The sequence below is a fragment of the Pantoea pleuroti genome, from assembly GCF_014156615.1.
GTDB classification, from domain to species: domain Bacteria; phylum Pseudomonadota; class Gammaproteobacteria; order Enterobacterales; family Enterobacteriaceae; genus Pantoea; species Pantoea agglomerans.
Window position 1 is genome coordinate 168090 of record NZ_SBFD01000004.1, and the last position, 16037, is coordinate 184126.

The 16037-nt window shown below is 47.7% G+C and carries 13 protein-coding genes and 2 pseudogenes; 3 read left to right on the forward strand and 12 right to left on the reverse strand.

Annotated features, from left to right (window positions below; genetic code table 11):
* Window positions 1–2: 2 nt before the first annotated feature.
* Window positions 3–1112, reverse strand: a complete 1110-nt coding sequence (locus EPG66_RS11525; protein WP_182686882.1) for an SDR family oxidoreductase — start codon at window positions 1110–1112, stop codon at window positions 3–5.
* Between the two features lie 1146 nt (window positions 1113–2258).
* Here EPG66_RS11525 and EPG66_RS11530 point away from each other — a divergent pair.
* Window positions 2259–2480 (forward strand): hypothetical protein, encoded by a 222-nt coding sequence (locus EPG66_RS11530; RefSeq protein WP_010247042.1) that lies wholly within the window; start codon window positions 2259–2261, stop codon window positions 2478–2480.
* Window positions 2481–2793: 313 nt separating this feature from the next.
* On the opposite strand, the gene EPG66_RS11535 is transcribed toward EPG66_RS11530, so the two are convergent.
* The 3 genes from EPG66_RS11535 to EPG66_RS11545 form a co-directional block, all read right to left on the reverse strand.
* Window positions 2794–3051 carry a hypothetical protein gene (locus EPG66_RS11535; RefSeq protein ID WP_405083319.1) on the reverse strand — a complete coding sequence of 86 codons (258 nt, stop codon included), beginning with the start codon at window positions 3049–3051 and terminating at the stop codon, window positions 2794–2796.
* Window positions 3052–3695: 644 nt separating this feature from the next.
* Window positions 3696–4334 carry a TetR/AcrR family transcriptional regulator gene (locus tag EPG66_RS11540; protein ID WP_182686884.1) on the reverse strand — a complete coding sequence of 213 codons (639 nt, stop codon included), beginning with the start codon at window positions 4332–4334 and terminating at the stop codon, window positions 3696–3698.
* 171 nt (window positions 4335–4505) lie between these two features.
* Entirely contained in the window at window positions 4506–4817 is a 312-nt protein-coding gene (locus EPG66_RS11545) for an antibiotic biosynthesis monooxygenase (protein ID WP_031593817.1), read from the reverse strand.
* 321 nt (window positions 4818–5138) lie between these two features.
* Here EPG66_RS11545 and EPG66_RS11550 point away from each other — a divergent pair, with 321 nt between their 5' ends.
* The gene (locus tag EPG66_RS11550) at window positions 5139–5651 is read left to right on the forward strand and encodes a hypothetical protein (protein ID WP_039389900.1); all 513 of its coding nucleotides are present in this window, start codon (window positions 5139–5141) and stop codon (window positions 5649–5651) included.
* A gap of 94 nt (window positions 5652–5745) precedes the next feature.
* On the opposite strand, the gene EPG66_RS11555 is transcribed toward EPG66_RS11550, so the two are convergent.
* The 4 genes and pseudogenes from EPG66_RS11555 to EPG66_RS11570 all read right to left on the reverse strand — a co-directional run.
* Entirely contained in the window at window positions 5746–7083 is a 1338-nt protein-coding gene (locus EPG66_RS11555; protein WP_182686886.1) for an ABC transporter ATP-binding protein, read from the reverse strand.
* Window positions 7084–7094: 11 nt separating this feature from the next.
* Entirely contained in the window at window positions 7095–8831 is a 1737-nt protein-coding gene (locus tag EPG66_RS11560) for an ABC transporter permease (RefSeq protein WP_182686889.1), read from the reverse strand.
* Between the two features lie 260 nt (window positions 8832–9091).
* Window positions 9092–9307: a YdgH/BhsA/McbA-like domain containing protein gene (locus EPG66_RS11565; protein ID WP_182686891.1), complete on the reverse strand. Its 216-nt coding sequence runs from the start codon at window positions 9305–9307 to the stop codon at window positions 9092–9094.
* A 773-nt stretch (window positions 9308–10080) separates the two neighbouring features.
* Window positions 10081–10791: pseudogene (locus EPG66_RS11570) on the reverse strand (alpha/beta fold hydrolase); the annotation flags it as partial.
* Between the two features lie 328 nt (window positions 10792–11119).
* Between EPG66_RS11570 and EPG66_RS11575 the strand changes: the two are divergent.
* Window positions 11120–11515 (forward strand): annotated as a pseudogene (locus EPG66_RS11575) (VOC family protein); the annotation flags it as partial.
* Between the two features lie 213 nt (window positions 11516–11728).
* On the opposite strand, the gene fetB reads toward EPG66_RS11575, so the two are convergent.
* The 4 genes from fetB to EPG66_RS11595 all read right to left on the reverse strand — a co-directional run bounded on the left by fetB (window position 11729) and on the right by EPG66_RS11595 (window position 15744).
* A complete protein-coding gene (fetB, locus tag EPG66_RS11580; protein ID WP_182686893.1) occupies window positions 11729–12508 on the reverse strand; it encodes an iron efflux ABC transporter permease subunit FetB in 780 nt (259 codons plus the stop codon).
* Window positions 12495–13163, reverse strand: a complete 669-nt coding sequence (fetA, locus tag EPG66_RS11585) for an iron efflux ABC transporter ATP-binding subunit FetA (RefSeq protein WP_182686895.1) — start codon at window positions 13161–13163, stop codon at window positions 12495–12497. Before fetA ends, fetB begins: the two co-directional genes overlap by 14 nt.
* A gap of 303 nt (window positions 13164–13466) precedes the next feature.
* Complete coding sequence (locus EPG66_RS11590; RefSeq protein WP_039389890.1) at window positions 13467–13955, reverse strand: hypothetical protein; 489 nt, start codon at window positions 13953–13955, stop codon at window positions 13467–13469.
* A 430-nt stretch (window positions 13956–14385) separates the two neighbouring features.
* Window positions 14386–15744 (reverse strand): esterase-like activity of phytase family protein, encoded by a 1359-nt coding sequence (locus EPG66_RS11595; RefSeq protein ID WP_182686896.1) that lies wholly within the window; start codon window positions 15742–15744, stop codon window positions 14386–14388.
* Between the last annotated feature and the right edge of the window lie 293 nt (window positions 15745–16037).

A 16037-nucleotide genomic window follows, 5' to 3' on the forward strand; every position in this document is an offset into this window, starting at 1 on the left:
AACTACTTAAAATCAACCTGCATCAGCTCGGCAATCGTTGAATCACGTGTCGTCAGTACGCAGCGATCCAGATAATCAGTGAATCTGGAGGGCTTGTTCATGCCAAGTTGCAGCAATTTGGAATTATCAAATACCACATTGAGGTTTGAGAAATGACCATAGAGGTTCATTGCGCGCAACATAATCCTTTCGTTGCAGGGACCAAATAGATCCTTAAACGTTCTTCTGCTGTCAGAAAGCTGTTTAAAAGACACCTTCTGGTAATTAACGCCTAGTGCCCTGTTCCCTGATGCTTTGGCCATCGCCTCATCAATTTCTGCAAACGTCACACTGCTCTGTGTTCCGGCAGAAATATGAATCACCTCATTGATGACCTCTTCTGCATCAAGAAGCAGAACCAACGCTTCCGCGCAGTAATCAACCGGAACCACGTCAATACGATCGTCGAGGTCGCAGGTAAACTTCCCCAATGCCAACACCATCCGGAACACCCAGAAAATACTGGCTGAAGGCAGACACCCCTGATCGGAATGACCTATCACAATCGACGGCCGGGCAATAACCAGTGGCAATCCAGGCAGCTTCTCTGTCATCAGCTTTTCAATTGAGGCCTTACTCCAGGTATACTCAACAATATGCTGCTCCCGATGGGATCCTGGCTCACGTTCAGTGACCAGCGAGCCGGGCTCAGGCGCACATGACATTGCGGTGCCAACGTGAATAAATTTTTTCAGGCCCGCGACACGACTCATTCGCTCGGCAAATTGAAATGTTCCGTCAACATTCACTTTCCAGATAGAGGGATTATTGCCAAAAGAAGCGACGGCTGCACAGTTAATCACGTGCGTAACGTCATTAATCCGCGGGTCAGTAATAAAGTTTTCCGTCAACGCCAGGTCGCCCAGGAGAATATTTTCCTGGGCTATCATGTTGATTAGTGACTCATTTAAACCAAAGTTTTTCAGGTTTGCTTTAAGCCGTCTTAATCCCCCTTCAACGCTTTCGTCCCTGACCAGCAGCAGCAGGCGATCTTTAACTCTGTTCTGCAATAAACTGGCTACGACTGCCCCGCCTAAAAAACCTGTTGAACCGGTAATGAGTATATTTTTCATGAGAGTGCCATTCGACCTGGTTGATAAAAGGAAAGCATTAACAAATGTTTCACGAATAGGAAAAATCAAAACGATAATTGAATAGTCTGGGATAAATAAATTTTTGATCAGCAACCTGGAAAACTCAGGTGATTGCTGAACCCGACACTAACACGTCTCTAACTTATCAGGCAGTAAACCAGACCCTTACCAGGCTGATACTTATCGCCAGGCTCAACAATACTGTAATTATTTCAGTAAAAACCATTCATTTATATTTTGTTTATATTCAGGAAAAGCAGAGCAAGCATAAAATATATTTAGCCCGCTGGGTTCAGCGTCTGATTTGAACAATTTTACCCATTTGGGAGCAAGATTTATTTATGATTTTTATCCGTGAACTTAGTAGGATTTTTATAAATGAATTTAATTAAGAATTTATTAAGGGCGAATCAGGATGCAGATAGTGGCTGCAACTTAAACAAAGACTATTAAAATAATTAATCCACACTTTTGTTTAGCCTGCGTTTAATTATTACTAATTAATCCCTGGCCGCCAGGAAATAGTTCTCTCCCAAACCTTTCTGCGTTCTGTGACATTTCATTACAGGTTAATGTGCCAGGGTACAGGCAGGTGATGTTTACCTTATTGAAGAGTGCACCACTCTGCTTTGCTCCGGCAACAGGTATGATTTTGTATCAACCCGATGCCGATAGCTTCTTTGGATATGCAAACGATGAGTGTACGGGTGGAGATCCGACTTCAGCTCAGACAACATGTGGCGATTTGGTTTTACCTGTCACTCTCGTTCGTATCTTTGTGGAGAAACAAAGTTGAGGTGGGTGAATGTTAAAACTATTAAGCTGGTACCGGGCGGGAAGTTCAGTTGCGAAGAGCAGTCAGGAAAGTACCTGATACTCACTCTGGCCTGACAACAGTATCTGTTGTGCCGAAGGAAAACATTCTCATGATAACTGATCAATTCATAACAATGGCGAGCCAGTCAGCTGATTAAAAGCAGGACAACCGGCCTCCTTATTGCGTGAAAAGCGTAACGACAGGTAACTAATGTCGTGATTCCTGTATCCCGGTCAGCGAAACACCCCAGAGTGCGGCTATGCTCTGCTGAGTTCAACCTGCAACTATAACTACCAGGATATTAAGTGATGAAAAAATTATCAGTTATTGTTATTGCTACCGGACTGTTTCTGTCGGTGAATTTACAGGCTAATGCCCAGGGATGTCTGAAGGGAGCCGCAGTAGGCGGCGTCGCAGGTCATGTTGCTCATCATGGTGTGGCCGGTGCCGCAGCGGGCTGCGCAGTCGGTCATCATATGGCGAAGAAAAAACAGAAAGAGGCTGAGCAAAATCAGCAATCTCAAAAATAAGCTGAGGCTGTAGCACCGATGTAAATCAGCTGATTACCGGGCAATGTGATGTCCGGTGATCGCTGAGTGATAACCATCCTGAGTCTGTTGACTCACAAAAGTACGGCGAATTAAGGGCAGACGGTTACGGTAATAATGATTTATCAAAAACTAATGCCTGTATAAGGAAATGTAATAGCAGGTAGACTGCGTTTTAGCATGATTAATCCGCGATATTAATAGCAACAGACTTAAGCGATGACGGGTTATTCAGGAAATTTACTTAGCTTACCCTTTCGCTCTTCCCGACTATAAGATTCAGACGCTAAATTTTTTAAGCGTTATGACTATTACGCCAGTCATCTACCATTTCCTTTGAGACCTCTTTTTTATAACAGACAGGTGCATATCCGCCCTGCTTGCTCCATGCGCTTCGCCTGCCACAGCTACTGCCATTGCGCGCTGCGTTAAAAGGGCATGCGCAGACACCAGGATAGGCGGCGATTGAATCTTCGATAATGAGCTGACGGATTTGGTCATCGGACTGCTTCGATGTTTTAGCCTCAGATGCACTAACCCAAAAAAGAGACATGGCCAAAGTCAGAGAAACGACGATTTTGCTGTTATTCATGATTCCCTCCAGAAGTGAGGAGGATAGCTTAATGCACTGCAATGTAATGCAATGCCTGGAATAAGAAGCATTGCATCGCCTATTCTGGCAGATGCTCCCTCACTACAAGCCTGCCCCTGTTATAGTGAGCCAGAGAGTGATTTTATAACAGCCCAAACGGAAGCTTTCCTGAGAACTGCCAGAACGGCTAGCAGGCATATTAGTCTTTTTGAAGGTTCACTCCTCATCAGGCTGGGCGTGGACTTGTCTATTTAAGGTGTTTCAGGACTGAAAAAGTCGTCAGAGTAGCCGATAGATTCATCTCCTCCTTCTCATCAAGAGCAAGGCCTTTTGAGCGGGACTTCCAGTCTCAAATGCTTTGAATTTCTATTACTTACACCAGCTACTAAATTCAAATAATCTTTAATGATCACTATCATGCCAATTCTATGTAAGTGACCAGTAATCTGAATAAGGTATGCCTATTTTTAATTCAGACAGTGGAAAACGCCTTTTAAAAAAACGTCCTTTATCGACCCAGCCGCACAATGCCATGCCATCTGCATATTCAATTACCACCATTATTCTCCTTCTTTTTTTTCGCCGAACAATGGTGCCCACTTCAATCATGCGGATGCCTTAACCGCACTATTGCCGGTTACGTCATGGTTGTCTGAAAGTATCGTTCTGACAATGAAGTCATTACTTTTTCTCAGATCTCCAATCTCTGGCTGGAGTTTTCCATATATCCGCATACCTTCCAGCATCATGAAAATGCTTTGAGCCATGACTCGCGCATCTTCATCCTGGCGAAATACCCGCTGATCCTGGCCTCTTTTTAAGATATTCTCTAACTCGTTAATTAAGAAGTTAAATTTACAGGAAACTTTGCCTTTAACCTCTTCGTCTCCGGGTAAAAGCTCGCTGGCTGCCGCAATAGTAAAACACCCTTTCTCTCCGGCAGGAGCAGAAGATAACTGAGCCACAAATTCGAGCGTTTCTCGCAAGGCAGCTTCCGGCGACATTTCTGCATGTCGTTTCACTGTCCTTGAAATGCCTGCATCCATGTATCGCTGCAAAGCAGCCAGGTAGATAGCGCGCTTATCGGGATAAAGTTTATAGATGCTGGCACTTGCCAGACCTGATGCTTTCATAAGGTCAGCCATAGATGTTGCCTGATATCCCTTCTGCCAGAAGCATTCAAGTGCGGTGTTGAGGAAGGTCTCTGGATCGAATTCTCTGGGTCTGCCTGCTGATGCTTTCATAAGGATCTCCTGTGCTGACGATTGATTGTAGATCGATCAATCTACAATTAAAAGGCTTTATCTAAACCTTGTGTTAAAAGTCATGCTTTTCGCCTGATAAAATTTAATGCTGAGTCAGCGGACAAACACAGGTGAGTGATTGGCCGCCTTCTGGCGGCGGCAGGCAAATACTTATAATGGGATTACAGTCTGGACATGATGCTGAAAAACGTAGGGATCTGATAACAACTCATATTGTTCATCATCCGGATAGGTAACGGCAATCTGATACTGGTCGCCTGCAAAGGCTTTGATGGCTTCTGAATCTTCCCAGTACGTCGCAAGGAAGAAATGCTCCCACTCACCCTGCGTTTCTCTGCGTACATAGGCTCCCAGATTCCCTGGCGTCGCTGCTGAATGTTCAACACCGGTCTTCTGCAAGTGAGTTGCAAAGCCTTCGGCATGCCTGGCCGGTACGCATCCGTGCCATGTTCTGACAATCATGTTGCTATCCTCATGTTGTTGAAGAGTTTTAACCTTAACATGACAATGCACGAACACGGACTCGTTCTATGGGGATGTAAGATGGAATTTTAATAAATTGCGTACCGGCTAGATGATCATAAACAGAGCGTCGGGCATACAAACAATCGCCCATTTTGACCATCATAAAGCTCATGCTTTTTGTCTTAAGAAAGACCGACGTGATAACCTTCGAAGATACGACAATTACGCCTGACGTTTGGTTTACCATGAGAACTAACCGGTTCAGGGAACTGCCGCTCATCAGCGCCACATACTTAAGACTCAGGGAGAGAGTTGCCAATGGATACCTATTCAACCCGCCGTTTCGTGCTGATAATTACCGGAGTGCTGGGCTGCATATTTACTTTTTTTGTGTGGCGCAATGAAATTGACCGCAATACATTTCTTACTCAATCCACTCTTGATGCACTATGGAGTGCCGTCCTGCCTCTGGGACTGTCTATTTTTTTAATTATTAAAAAATGGGGTAAAGGTGAGGCTGTCAACGGCATAAAGAATAACATCAAACTTTTCGCAGGGTCAGTTCTGTTGGTTACCTTTTTTAGCTATATGCTGCTGACCACGGTTATCTGGCTACTTCCGGGCACCCTCAGCAACTATACCGCTTATAGCGAGTTTTCGGGCGGCGGGCGTCACGACTGTTCGGGTGTTGAGGTTAACGACCCGGACCTGCAAAGACGGATAAAAGTCTGTGAACCCGTGGGCAATTATTTTGCCGGCGGAACGGTTCGCGTGACTAAACGAAGCAATGCGGCAGGCATGAGCATTGTTAACGCTAAAATCAAAGAGTAAACGTCATTACGCAGCTCAGGGCCTGAGTAACTTCAGGCCCACACATAAACCGCATGATTTCTTTAAACAACAGCCGTCATTCTTTTGTTAAAACTCAGAACTCCACATCTTCCAGGCTGAAGATTTCAGTCTGATCATTGTAGGAAAAGATTTCAGCGTATCTACCCCAGTTAATCACGCTATTCAGAGTCTCTTCAGCGGCGCTGTCAGAGAGAAAATCTTCAAGCTCCTGCTCAAAACGCAAACGTGGCGCACGATGTCCTGGACGTTCATCCAGGACATTTTTTATCAGCGCCGCCAGCGGGACGTAACGCAAAAGATGAGAAGCAAACATCACTTTACGCGGTTGTGTATCTGCCCCAGCAAAGATTCGCGCTGGTGGAGTAAGGACGATATCCCCTTCACTGACATCGGCAAATTCCAATGCCTGAAGCACCTCTGCAATCGGAAATAATTCATCCACTTCAAGATGCAGTGAACGGGCCACATCCGGCATATCCGCCCTGCCGTGATACGGTGCCGCCGCAAGCGTTTCAATCAGACCGGCTATAATGTTGGTCGATACCTGAGGCAGGCGGGCGCCTAAGGTCAGGCTCTTTTTAACTGGGTCATTAACTGATTTGGCCGTCATTCGCGTATAGACCTCATCGACCAGACGGCGGAATGACGGATCCAGTCGATTACGCGGATGCTTAAACGGCACCGTGATCTCGGCCATCACCCGCCCAGGGTTTGAAGACAACACCAGAATTCTGTCACACATCAATACGGCTTCTTCGATGTTATGCGTGACGATGAGTACCGACTTCATAGGCACCTGCCCTTCATTCCACAAATCCAGTAGATCAGTACGCAGCGTCTCAGCGGTCAGTACATCCAGCGCAGAGAAAGGCTCATCCATCAGCAATAGCACCGGTTCAACTACCAGCGCGCGCGCAAAACCTACACGCTGACGCATGCCTCCAGACAATTCTCGCGGGTAGGCGTTTTCATAACCATCCAGACCGATTAAATCTATGGCAGCCAGGGCGCGTGTTCTGCGGTCCAATGCGTTAACACCCAGCGCCTCCAGTCCCGCTTCCACATTCTGCAGAACGGTCAGCCAGGGAAATAATGCAAAGGTCTGGAATACCATTGCCACCCCTTTGGCCGGACCGTTAAGCGGCTTGCCGAGATAGTCAACCGAACCTGCTCCTGGGTTAATCAGTCCTGAGATAATACGTAGTAATGTCGATTTACCTGAGCCTGACCGCCCGAGCAAACCCACGATCTCGCCTTCCTTCAGGGTGATATTGACATCATCGAGGATGAGCAACTCTTCATGATTGGTCGCGTAGCCGTGTTTAATTCCCTTAACAGAGAGGACAGTAGCGCTACCTTCTGCTTTTGTTTTGGACACATCTGTGTTCTTTAATGCCTGGCTGTTTATCATCTGAATTCCCCTTAGTTTGCCCGATATTTTGATTCACCGAATTTGTACAAAGGTCGCCACAGCAGACGATTGAACAGCGTGACAAACAGCGACATAACGGCTATGCCCAGAATTATTTTTGGGAAATCCCCGGCGACAGTCATCTGCGCAATATAAGAGCCCAGGCCATGTGCTTTAACCTGGGTGCTTCCCCACTGCACAAATTCCGACACGATACTGGCGTTCCACGCCCCACCTGACGCAGTAATAGCGCCTGTTATGTAGTATGGGAAAATGGCTGGCAGCATCACCTGACGCCACCATTGCCAGCCACGGATATGGAAGTTGGTCGCGGCTTCCTTGTAGTCATTAGGAAAGGCCGTGGTGCCTGCGATGACATTGAAAAGGATGTACCATTGAGTGCCCAGAATGATCAGCGGTGAGAGCCAGATGTCCGGATTAAGATCAAAATGGACAATCACGATCACGAAGACCGGGAACATCAAATTTGCCGGGAACGCGGCCAGAAACTGAGCAACCGGCTGGATTTTTGCTGCCAGCGCAGGCCGCAGGCCGATCATCACCCCAAGCGGCACCCATACCAGTGATGAAATGATAATCAGCAGGGTCACGCGTAATAGCGTAATCAGCCCTGCGGTAAAGACATTGCTGACATCGTCCAGGGTGATCTCGCCATGCATATAGGCGATCACCCGGTAGCCGACATAGAGTGTGACGCTAATAACCAGTGCGTCCCAGCATAGAGCTGCCAGGCGTGAGGCACTTTTAATGTTCTTTTCCGGCGGCAACTGCCTTACGACAGGCCAGCGCCAGCCGATGCGCGCAATCGTGGAAAATAACAGGCGGAGCGGTTTGATCAACTGCTGAATCAGCCGGGTTCGGCGTATCAGGTCGCGCACCCAGGATGTTGGCGCGCGATCCGAACGGGTATTTTCCATTCGAAACTTGTCAGCCCACGCCACAAGCGGCCGGAACAGCAACTGATCATAGGCCAGAATCACAATCACCATCGTGAGCAACACCCAGCCTATGGCGTGAATATCTTTATGCAGGATAGCCTGAGCCAGATAGCCGCCTACGCCGGGCAGTGTATAAGCGTTATTGCCCACGGTGATTGCTTCGGAGGCCACGATAAAGAACCAGCCACCAGACATTGACATCATCATGTTCCAGACCAGCCCCGGAACGGCAAAAGGCACGTCCAGTTTCCAGAAACGTTGCCATGCTGTCAGATGGAAACTGCGGGAAACCTCCACCAAATCCGCAGGTACGGTGCGTAACGATTGATAGAAGCTAAAAGTCATGTTCCATGCCTGGCTGGTGAACAATGCGAAGATCGCCGCCAGCTCGACGCCCAGTACCTGTCCAGGAAACAGCGCAATAAAGAACGTCACGGTAAAAGAGATATAGCCCAGCACCGGAACGGATTGCAGAATATCGAGAATGGGTACCAATATTTTTTCAGCACGGCGGCTTTTGGCAGCCAGCGTGCCATAAATCAGACTAAATAGCAGTGAAGCCAGCATGGCCACCAGCATGCGCAACGTGGTTCGCAGGGCGTAGTCGGGTAAATTCACAGGGTTAAGAGAAATAACCTGAGTTTTTAAACTTTCAACCGGCAACAACGTTTGATCAAAACCAACCGCCGCCATCGCTATCAAGCCGATAATCAGCGGAAATGCCACAACATCCCAGGCATTTAGCATCAAACGCCTGTTGGCAGCAAGCATTGTAAACCTGAAGTTCATAGGGACTCTCTTTTACTCATCGCTGGAGTGTAAGAAGTAATGCAAGAACAGGATTATCAGGCAGGTTGATTAAACGCATCGTTGACCAAAACTCTTTTTAGATTAATTTTTTGTTACAGGAGGCTGTGGCCAGGCTTATCAAGAGAGGAAATAGTCAGGATTTGTGTCAGGAAAATAAAATGCAGAAACGCCGATCACCGGAAATGATCGGCATTAACATTGCTACCGCTTTATCGGAGATTTCATCTGGCAAAGCAGTTTTATTTGTAAAGCTCAGCAGTCATGTGCACGCGATTATTAGTACTGGCCTCCAGAATTTTATACTGCTCATTCTGGGAACGGGCCTGAGCGGCAATTTTTGCCTGTGCGCCGTCCATGGTTAATGAGGTAACAGAAATGGTCTGACCCAGGCTGCCAAAGGAAACCAGAGAGAGTGCAGCGACAGTAGCAAGTGACAGATTTTTGAAAGTTTTCATCGATATAATCCTTCACGTTTTGGATTGAAAAACTTATTGTCTGCGACGAGCAAATAATAATCATTGTGTTTATGACCGTGTAACCAAAATGTGCTGTAATTGTTAACCCCCCTTTCAATCTAGCGTTCGGCTTAAGGGTTACTCCGCAGAGTTATCAACGCTTTCGCTTCCCTGCCAGTTAATACGGCTGAGAGTAGCCGTTGCGAGACTTGGCGGCGGCAGGCAGCAGTGAATGATGTCAATGGCGGAAATGCCGACGCTGGGGCTATTATTGTGGTATGTCAGAACAACCCATGCTCTGCGTGAGAGCAATCTCAATATATGAAAAGCGGCAATGCGTACTATAGCTTATTATTTCTTCAAACCTGTGAGCGGTTCATTAAATGTAATGAAACATCAATTATTTTTACATCCTCATGCGTGTTAAGAAAAATAGATCATGGTATGAATATTTTCCCTGAAGTAATAACAGATTGCAGGCTCATCATGAAAACAGTGAAGGCTTATACCCTGGATGATGCACGTCTTAAGTTAACCAGCGGAAACTATAAAGGCATACTTATCGATTTTGACATCAGCGCAGATGAGTTCTTTCTACTTTTTAACGAGTGGAGAGGAAAAAACGCGATAATAGAAAAGGTAGGTAGTCGATTTTTGATAAATAATACGATTACGAATAAAACGTTCATATAATTGATAAATTAATTTTCTTTTACGAATTAATTTATCAGTCGTTCTGTACTGACGGCTTCCGGCTGCCTGAGGCGAGAATGTTAACTCTTCTGCGACATAAAGTAGCGGAGTTCTGCCGTAACTTCTTCTGGTGCCTCTTCAGCCATATGGTGACCGCTGGCTATCGCTTTACCCCGAACATGCGGTGCCCAGGATTTCCAGATGCCCAATACGTCGCCGTAAATATCTTCCAGATCATCATATTTTGACCATAAACAGAGCGTCGGGCATTCAATCAATCGCCCATTCTGACGATCATAAAGCTCATGCTCTTTGTCTATAGTAAGACCGGCACCATAATCCTCGATCATTCCATGTACAGTCTCCGGATCGTGTATAGCTCGCCTGAATTCAATGTATTCATCATTCCCCATTGTTTCGGGCTGGCCTCCATACCACTTATCTGGATCGGCTAAAATTGCCAACTCGGGTTTTTCAGGCTGAGCGAAGAAGAACCAGTGATACCACTGTCGGGCAAACTTCTCATTACACCGGTTGAGCGCTTCAAGTATGGGTATACAATCCAGTACAGCAAGTCGTGTAATTCGCTCAGGGTAATCAAGTGCGGCCCTATATGCTGTATAACTACCTCTGTCATGTCCCACCAGCGCGAATTGATCAAAACCTAACTGGCTCATCAACTCAATACAATCTTTCGCTTTAGCTCGCTTAGAAGAACCAGCATGATTCGGCTCATCAGCAGGTTTAGATGAGCGGCCAAATCCCCTTAAATCGGGACAAACGACGGTAAAAGATTCGGCAAGTTACGGGGCCACCTTTGACCAGGTTACGTGGGTACGGGGGTGACCATCCAACAGCAAAACCGGAGGGCCTTTACCTCCATAGCGAACATTTAGCACTGCTTCAGAAAGTCTGATTTGTGTATGAGTAAATCCCTCAAACATTTTTTGATATCCGCGCCATGAATTTATAAAAATTATAGGCTGATGTCAGCTGATGTATCTTTAATGCAACGGCTGAATACTGTGATGACTGAATCAATTCACCCAACTCCGGGATTCTCGTTTGTGTTAAAACAATGTTTCAAGGCAACCACGCCTGAAACATGACGGAGCAGAAATGAGAACGCAGAAGCGATGTATGGGATATGTGGCCATCGTGGTTGATGACTATGATCGGGCAATTGAGTATTACACCGAAAAGCTGGGTTTTACCCTTGTTGAGGATACACCGCAGCCAGGTAAACGCTGGGTTGTAGTTACACCTGCCCCTGAAAGCGACTGCAATCTTCTTCTGGCTCGCGCTTCAAATGAAAGACAGGAAGGTTTTATCGGCAATCAGTGCGGCGGAAGAGTATTCCTTTTTCTGCAGACGGATGACTTCTGGCGAGACTACAAAGCCATGAAATCGAAAGGCGTTACATTCTCCCGGGAGCCTCGTGAAGAGGAGTACGGAACCGTGGTGGTATTTGAAGATCTGTACGGCAACCGCTGGGACCTTTATCAGAACAGGCAGAATAAAAACCAAAGCCAGTTGTGTATCAGGCATCCAGATGAACAATCAAAGCACGAACCCTGCCGGGATATTTCAGATTCAGCGGGGAGTGTTTTTGAAGCATCCCCTGAGCACTCTGCTATCAGTTAAGCGCTCGCAAGCAACAGAGCGCCGTCTGATAGCAGACTTACTTTACTGACAAGTTATAAGCTTCAGATCCGCCAATCAGTTTCACTAATCCAGCGATCTATCCGATATTTTTAGCTGCGCCCTGGCATTATAAAAACGAAGATAGGATAAATAGACCGCAATGATCGTTGACAGACTGGCGGTCCCTATCAGCATAAACGTGACCATGATCTGATACTTAATCGCCTTGAGCGGATCTATTCCGGCGAAAATTAGTCCGGACATCATCCCTGGCAGGCTGACCAGTCCGACAGTTTTGGCAGCGTCCACCGTCGGCATCATGGCTGTACGAATGCTGTCAGCAATGATGCGGCCCGATGCCAGCTTCACCGATGCGCCAAGGCTCAGCATCTCCATAATTTTCTGCTGGTTGTCGCTGAAGCGCTGGTTCAGGTTGCTGTAACAGAGCCCTACTGCAACCATGGCATTACCGGCGATCATGCCCGTGATGGGAATAACCTGCATCGGAACAAACGCTATCGCCCCGCTCAGCACCAGAATCGTAAGCGTGATGAGGGTGCCACTAAAAATAGCGACAAACGATATCGTAAAGGCGTTATCAATATTTCGACCGCGTTTACGGGCGTTGGTCGCGGCATTAACGCAGATAAACAGCACCATCAGTACCGTCAGCCAGCTATTATTAACATCGAAAATCGACTTCAATACAAAGCCGACAATCACCAGCTGAATTATCGCCCGGGATACACTCCAGAGAATATCTTTGCTCATGCCGAGCTTTTCTTTCTGGCTGATAAGCAGCGCTATAACGACCAGCGTCAGTGACAGCAACAGCGAGGTGTCACTGATATTATGCTGATTCACGCTTATTCTCCTTTTCTGGCGGCTCAAGGCGAAGCACCTGCTCAGCCTGCTGAATATCGTTAACATCATGGCTGATCCGCACCACGGCTACCTTTTCTTCAGCTGAGATCCGGTTAATCAATGAAAGTACTGACAGCCTGTTCTCTTCATCAAGGGCGCTGGTTACTTCATCCAGCAACAGCACCTCAGGCATAAACTGCAAATTGCGTAGTAGTCCGACACGCTGCTTTTCTCCGCCTGAAAGTTGTTCAACAGGTTTATTCAGCATATCCGGAGAGAGATTTACGCTTTCCAGCGCAGCAACAAGTTTATCCCGCTGAGGTTTCTGACGGCGAATCTGCCATGGCAGCGCCAGGTTGTCATATACCGTCTGACCAAACAGTTGCGGCGTCTGAAAGCAGTACGAGACCTGCTGGCGATAGGCCTCTGCTTTTAGCGTGGTGATCTCACTGTTCCTGAAAAAAAGTTGCCCGGAGGTGGGGGTAATCAGCGAAGCAAGAATTTTGAGGAAGGTACTTTTTCCGCTTCCGGATGGGCCGGTCAGCAAGACGCAATCACCCTGATATAACTGCAGGGAGACCGGTTTCAGTAGCTGACGATCCCCGACTGAAAAAGCGACGTTCTGCACATCCAGCAGGAGTGAAACTCTGTCCATATTTACGCCTCAGGACCTGACATAATGAGTGTTGGCATTATCAAAAAAAGCAGGAGTTACCCTTCACAGGCAGATTACCGGTTCTGCCTGTTGCAGCGCGCTCACACTGCTGGCGTGGGCGCGGCAGGGCAAATGTACATCAGGCTATGAAATATAAAGCATTTAATTGCGGCTATGCATTTTCTGAGTAAAAAAATAAATGCGTGAAGGTGTGCGCCAGCCAAAACTTAATACGATCCTGAGCGAGGAACGTGGCAGGCACCGGTTTTGGATCAGAGTGGCAGACCCGCTGCCACCCGACAATTATTTGTTTTCCCAGCTGGTAGAAACCGGGTTGGTTACGGTGTTTTTTTCCTGAGTATAGGTGCCGTTCTGCTGCGCAATGGCTTCACCCGTATCCACAATGGCATTCTGAATAAAGACGTTCTGCCCGTCACCCCTGATAAAGGTTAACTGATGAAAAGCGGTTTTATTGCCCCAGTCAGCAGAAGGCAGAGAGATAAAACGCACGGTGAAAGTTTCATCATCAAACTTGCCCTGCATAACGTAAACGCCGTAGTGGTTTTCACCCTGAGAAATGATTTTATAGGTGCCGTTGTCGTAATAATAAATCTCCGCATCCGGAAACGGCTTTTTGTCATACATTTTTCGGTAGTGCAGCACCTGTTTGATAGTGGGCTGGCCGAAGCTGACGGCGAGGTTTTTACCCTCTGCCGACGTCGTCAGACCTTCAGCGTGAACACTGCTCATCAGCATTAACAGACTTGTAGCGGCCATTGCGGTTGCTTTCACTCTCTTTCTCCTCCGCGGATTATGGGGACAACAAACGTATGAGACTCCAGAACTTACACGGTGGGGAGGGTCTGTTGAAGAGGCAGATAACACATTATTACACAATGTTATAATCACGCTCTGCAACCTGCCGACTTGAGCCGTAGTTGACCGGGTAGCCAGGTATCGAAAGCGCTCGGATGCAGACGGAAGCGGTTATCTAACTGAAAGTAAAAAATAAACGCCAGGCTGGCGTTTAAAGTTCGCCAGTGACGCTTAGCGCCGCAACGCGGTACAAAGGTGTTTAACTGCTTAAACGAATATCGGTCTGCTGTCATCCGCTATAACAAAACGGCGCAGACCGATCTTTCGCTGGCAAATCCGGGCTGAATCCTGCCTTTTTACAGAAAATCAGGCACTAAGCGCAGACAGCCCGGGGTAAGGAGAACGTTTATTTCAGCGGTTCCGGCAGCGTTACGATCCACAACTCGCTGTCCGACTCCGGTTTCTTCAGCGGCTTCACGCCGATCGTCGTTGCAACCGGCTTACCCTCTACAGTAAGTTCCCCCTTTTCGTTCAGCCGATAATCCTTGCGCTTCTTACCTTCCACCGGATTTTGCATGACCGTTTTCACGCCGAAGTCATTGTCATTGGTGACTGCCAGGGTTTTACTGTCGATTAGCGCCAGTCCTTCGGCCTTCTCCTGCTGCCAGCCGAGTTGACGTAAATCGACCACCAGCGTTTTAGCTGCGAGCTTAATGCCTCGCTGCGCCAGCGCTTTCTCGTCGTCAGACTCCGGATACTCACCAGGCTTATCGAATGCGGCAAGATCGGTAGCCGCACTGAGGTCCACCTTATAGATGAGGTTGCGCATCGCGTCGTTTTTATCGCTGCCTTGTTCAATCAGGAGAATATGCTGATTATCGAGCGCCACGATATCGCCAATTTTGGCGTCGCTGTTTTTACTATAAGCCTGGCTGTCGATAGGGTATCCATACATCGCGGTTTTCCCGGTCGCCGGATCGAAGCTCACCAGGCGGGTAAAGCGCGCCTGCTTTTTACTTTTACCGTTGATATCCAGCGTACTCTGCACCGCGGCGATGATACGCCCGTCCGGCATACGGGTAAGCCCTTCAAAACCACGATTAGGCTGACGCCACTTAAGAATATTAGGCAGTCCGCCCGCAATGGATTTTTCTCCTGTCATGGCCTGCGGCCCGTGAATCGCCAGAATCTTGCCATGCTGATCAACGTTTATCAGAAACGGGCCATATTCGTCGCACAACCAGTACCCGCCCTTCCCGTCCGGCGTAATGCCTTCCGTATCCAGACCACGGTTATCGCCCTTCAGCACTTTCAGTGTGTCGCTTAGCGCGATTTCATTGGTTGAGCCGATGACACCATCCTGTAGCGGCAATCCGTTAATATTGCCCTTGTCGTCATGCAGCGGTCGGGCATCCGTGGCTTCTGCTTTGCCGTTCTGCACCCGAATATTCATCAGCAGCGGAGCGAAGTCTGGTGTGACGAAAATTTTTGATTCATGTTTGCCCACATCGGGTGAGTCGGCATTCGGCCCGCGATCGGTGACGGTCGCGAAGGTGAGCGCATCCCCCTGCTTACCGGTAAACAGCAAACCGGAGCCGATTCCCACCGGCAAACCATCCGGAAACGCACTGGCGAATGCGCCGCTGTAGCTCACGCGCGTAACTTCCGGAAAACTGACGATATAGTGCTCAGCCTGAGGTTGCGCCGCAAGACCAGAAAATGAGAGCGCACAACTGGTAACCAAAGAAATCGTTTTTATTTTCATAATATTAAAATCCATGAGGGAAAGCTGACAGCGTAAAGAATATAAATGACAGGAAAATGATATTTGCGGTAAAAACGGACTGCTAACAGGTTGATTTCCCCACCGTTACGGCGCCGGCTGGTGAGGTGGTGAGGTGGTGAGGTGGTGAACGTAGAGTGAACGTTGATTTGTGCGCAACGCTGCCTGCTCAGTGCCAGGAGCTGACATTCACAGAAAAATGATTGTTATTCATCACTCTGTTGCTATCGTTATGCACTTCCGGATGTGAACCACAGATGAGAAAGCTTGCGGGC

Excerpts from the sequence above, each read along its gene's own strand:
- EPG66_RS11525 (WP_182686882.1), bottom strand. The coding sequence starts at position 1,112 with ATGAAAAATATACTCATTACCGGTTCAACAGGTTTTTTAGGCGGGGCA.
- EPG66_RS11530 (WP_010247042.1), top strand. The coding sequence starts at position 2,259 with ATGAAAAAATTATCAGTTATTGTTATTGCTACCGGACTGTTTCTGTCG.
- EPG66_RS11535 (WP_405083319.1), bottom strand. The coding sequence starts at position 3,051 with ATGTCTCTTTTTTGGGTTAGTGCATCTGAGGCTAAAACATCGAAGCAG.
- EPG66_RS11540 (WP_182686884.1), bottom strand. The coding sequence starts at position 4,334 with ATGAAAGCATCAGCAGGCAGACCCAGAGAATTCGATCCAGAGACCTTC.
- EPG66_RS11545 (WP_031593817.1), bottom strand. The coding sequence starts at position 4,817 with ATGATTGTCAGAACATGGCACGGATGCGTACCGGCCAGGCATGCCGAA.
- EPG66_RS11550 (WP_039389900.1), top strand. The coding sequence starts at position 5,139 with ATGGATACCTATTCAACCCGCCGTTTCGTGCTGATAATTACCGGAGTG.
- EPG66_RS11555 (WP_182686886.1), bottom strand. The coding sequence starts at position 7,083 with ATGATAAACAGCCAGGCATTAAAGAACACAGATGTGTCCAAAACAAAA.
- EPG66_RS11560 (WP_182686889.1), bottom strand. The coding sequence starts at position 8,831 with ATGAACTTCAGGTTTACAATGCTTGCTGCCAACAGGCGTTTGATGCTA.
- EPG66_RS11565 (WP_182686891.1), bottom strand. The coding sequence starts at position 9,307 with ATGAAAACTTTCAAAAATCTGTCACTTGCTACTGTCGCTGCACTCTCT.
- fetA (WP_182686895.1), bottom strand. The coding sequence starts at position 13,163 with ATGGACAGAGTTTCACTCCTGCTGGATGTGCAGAACGTCGCTTTTTCA.
- EPG66_RS11595 (WP_182686896.1), bottom strand. The coding sequence starts at position 15,744 with ATGAAAATAAAAACGATTTCTTTGGTTACCAGTTGTGCGCTCTCATTT.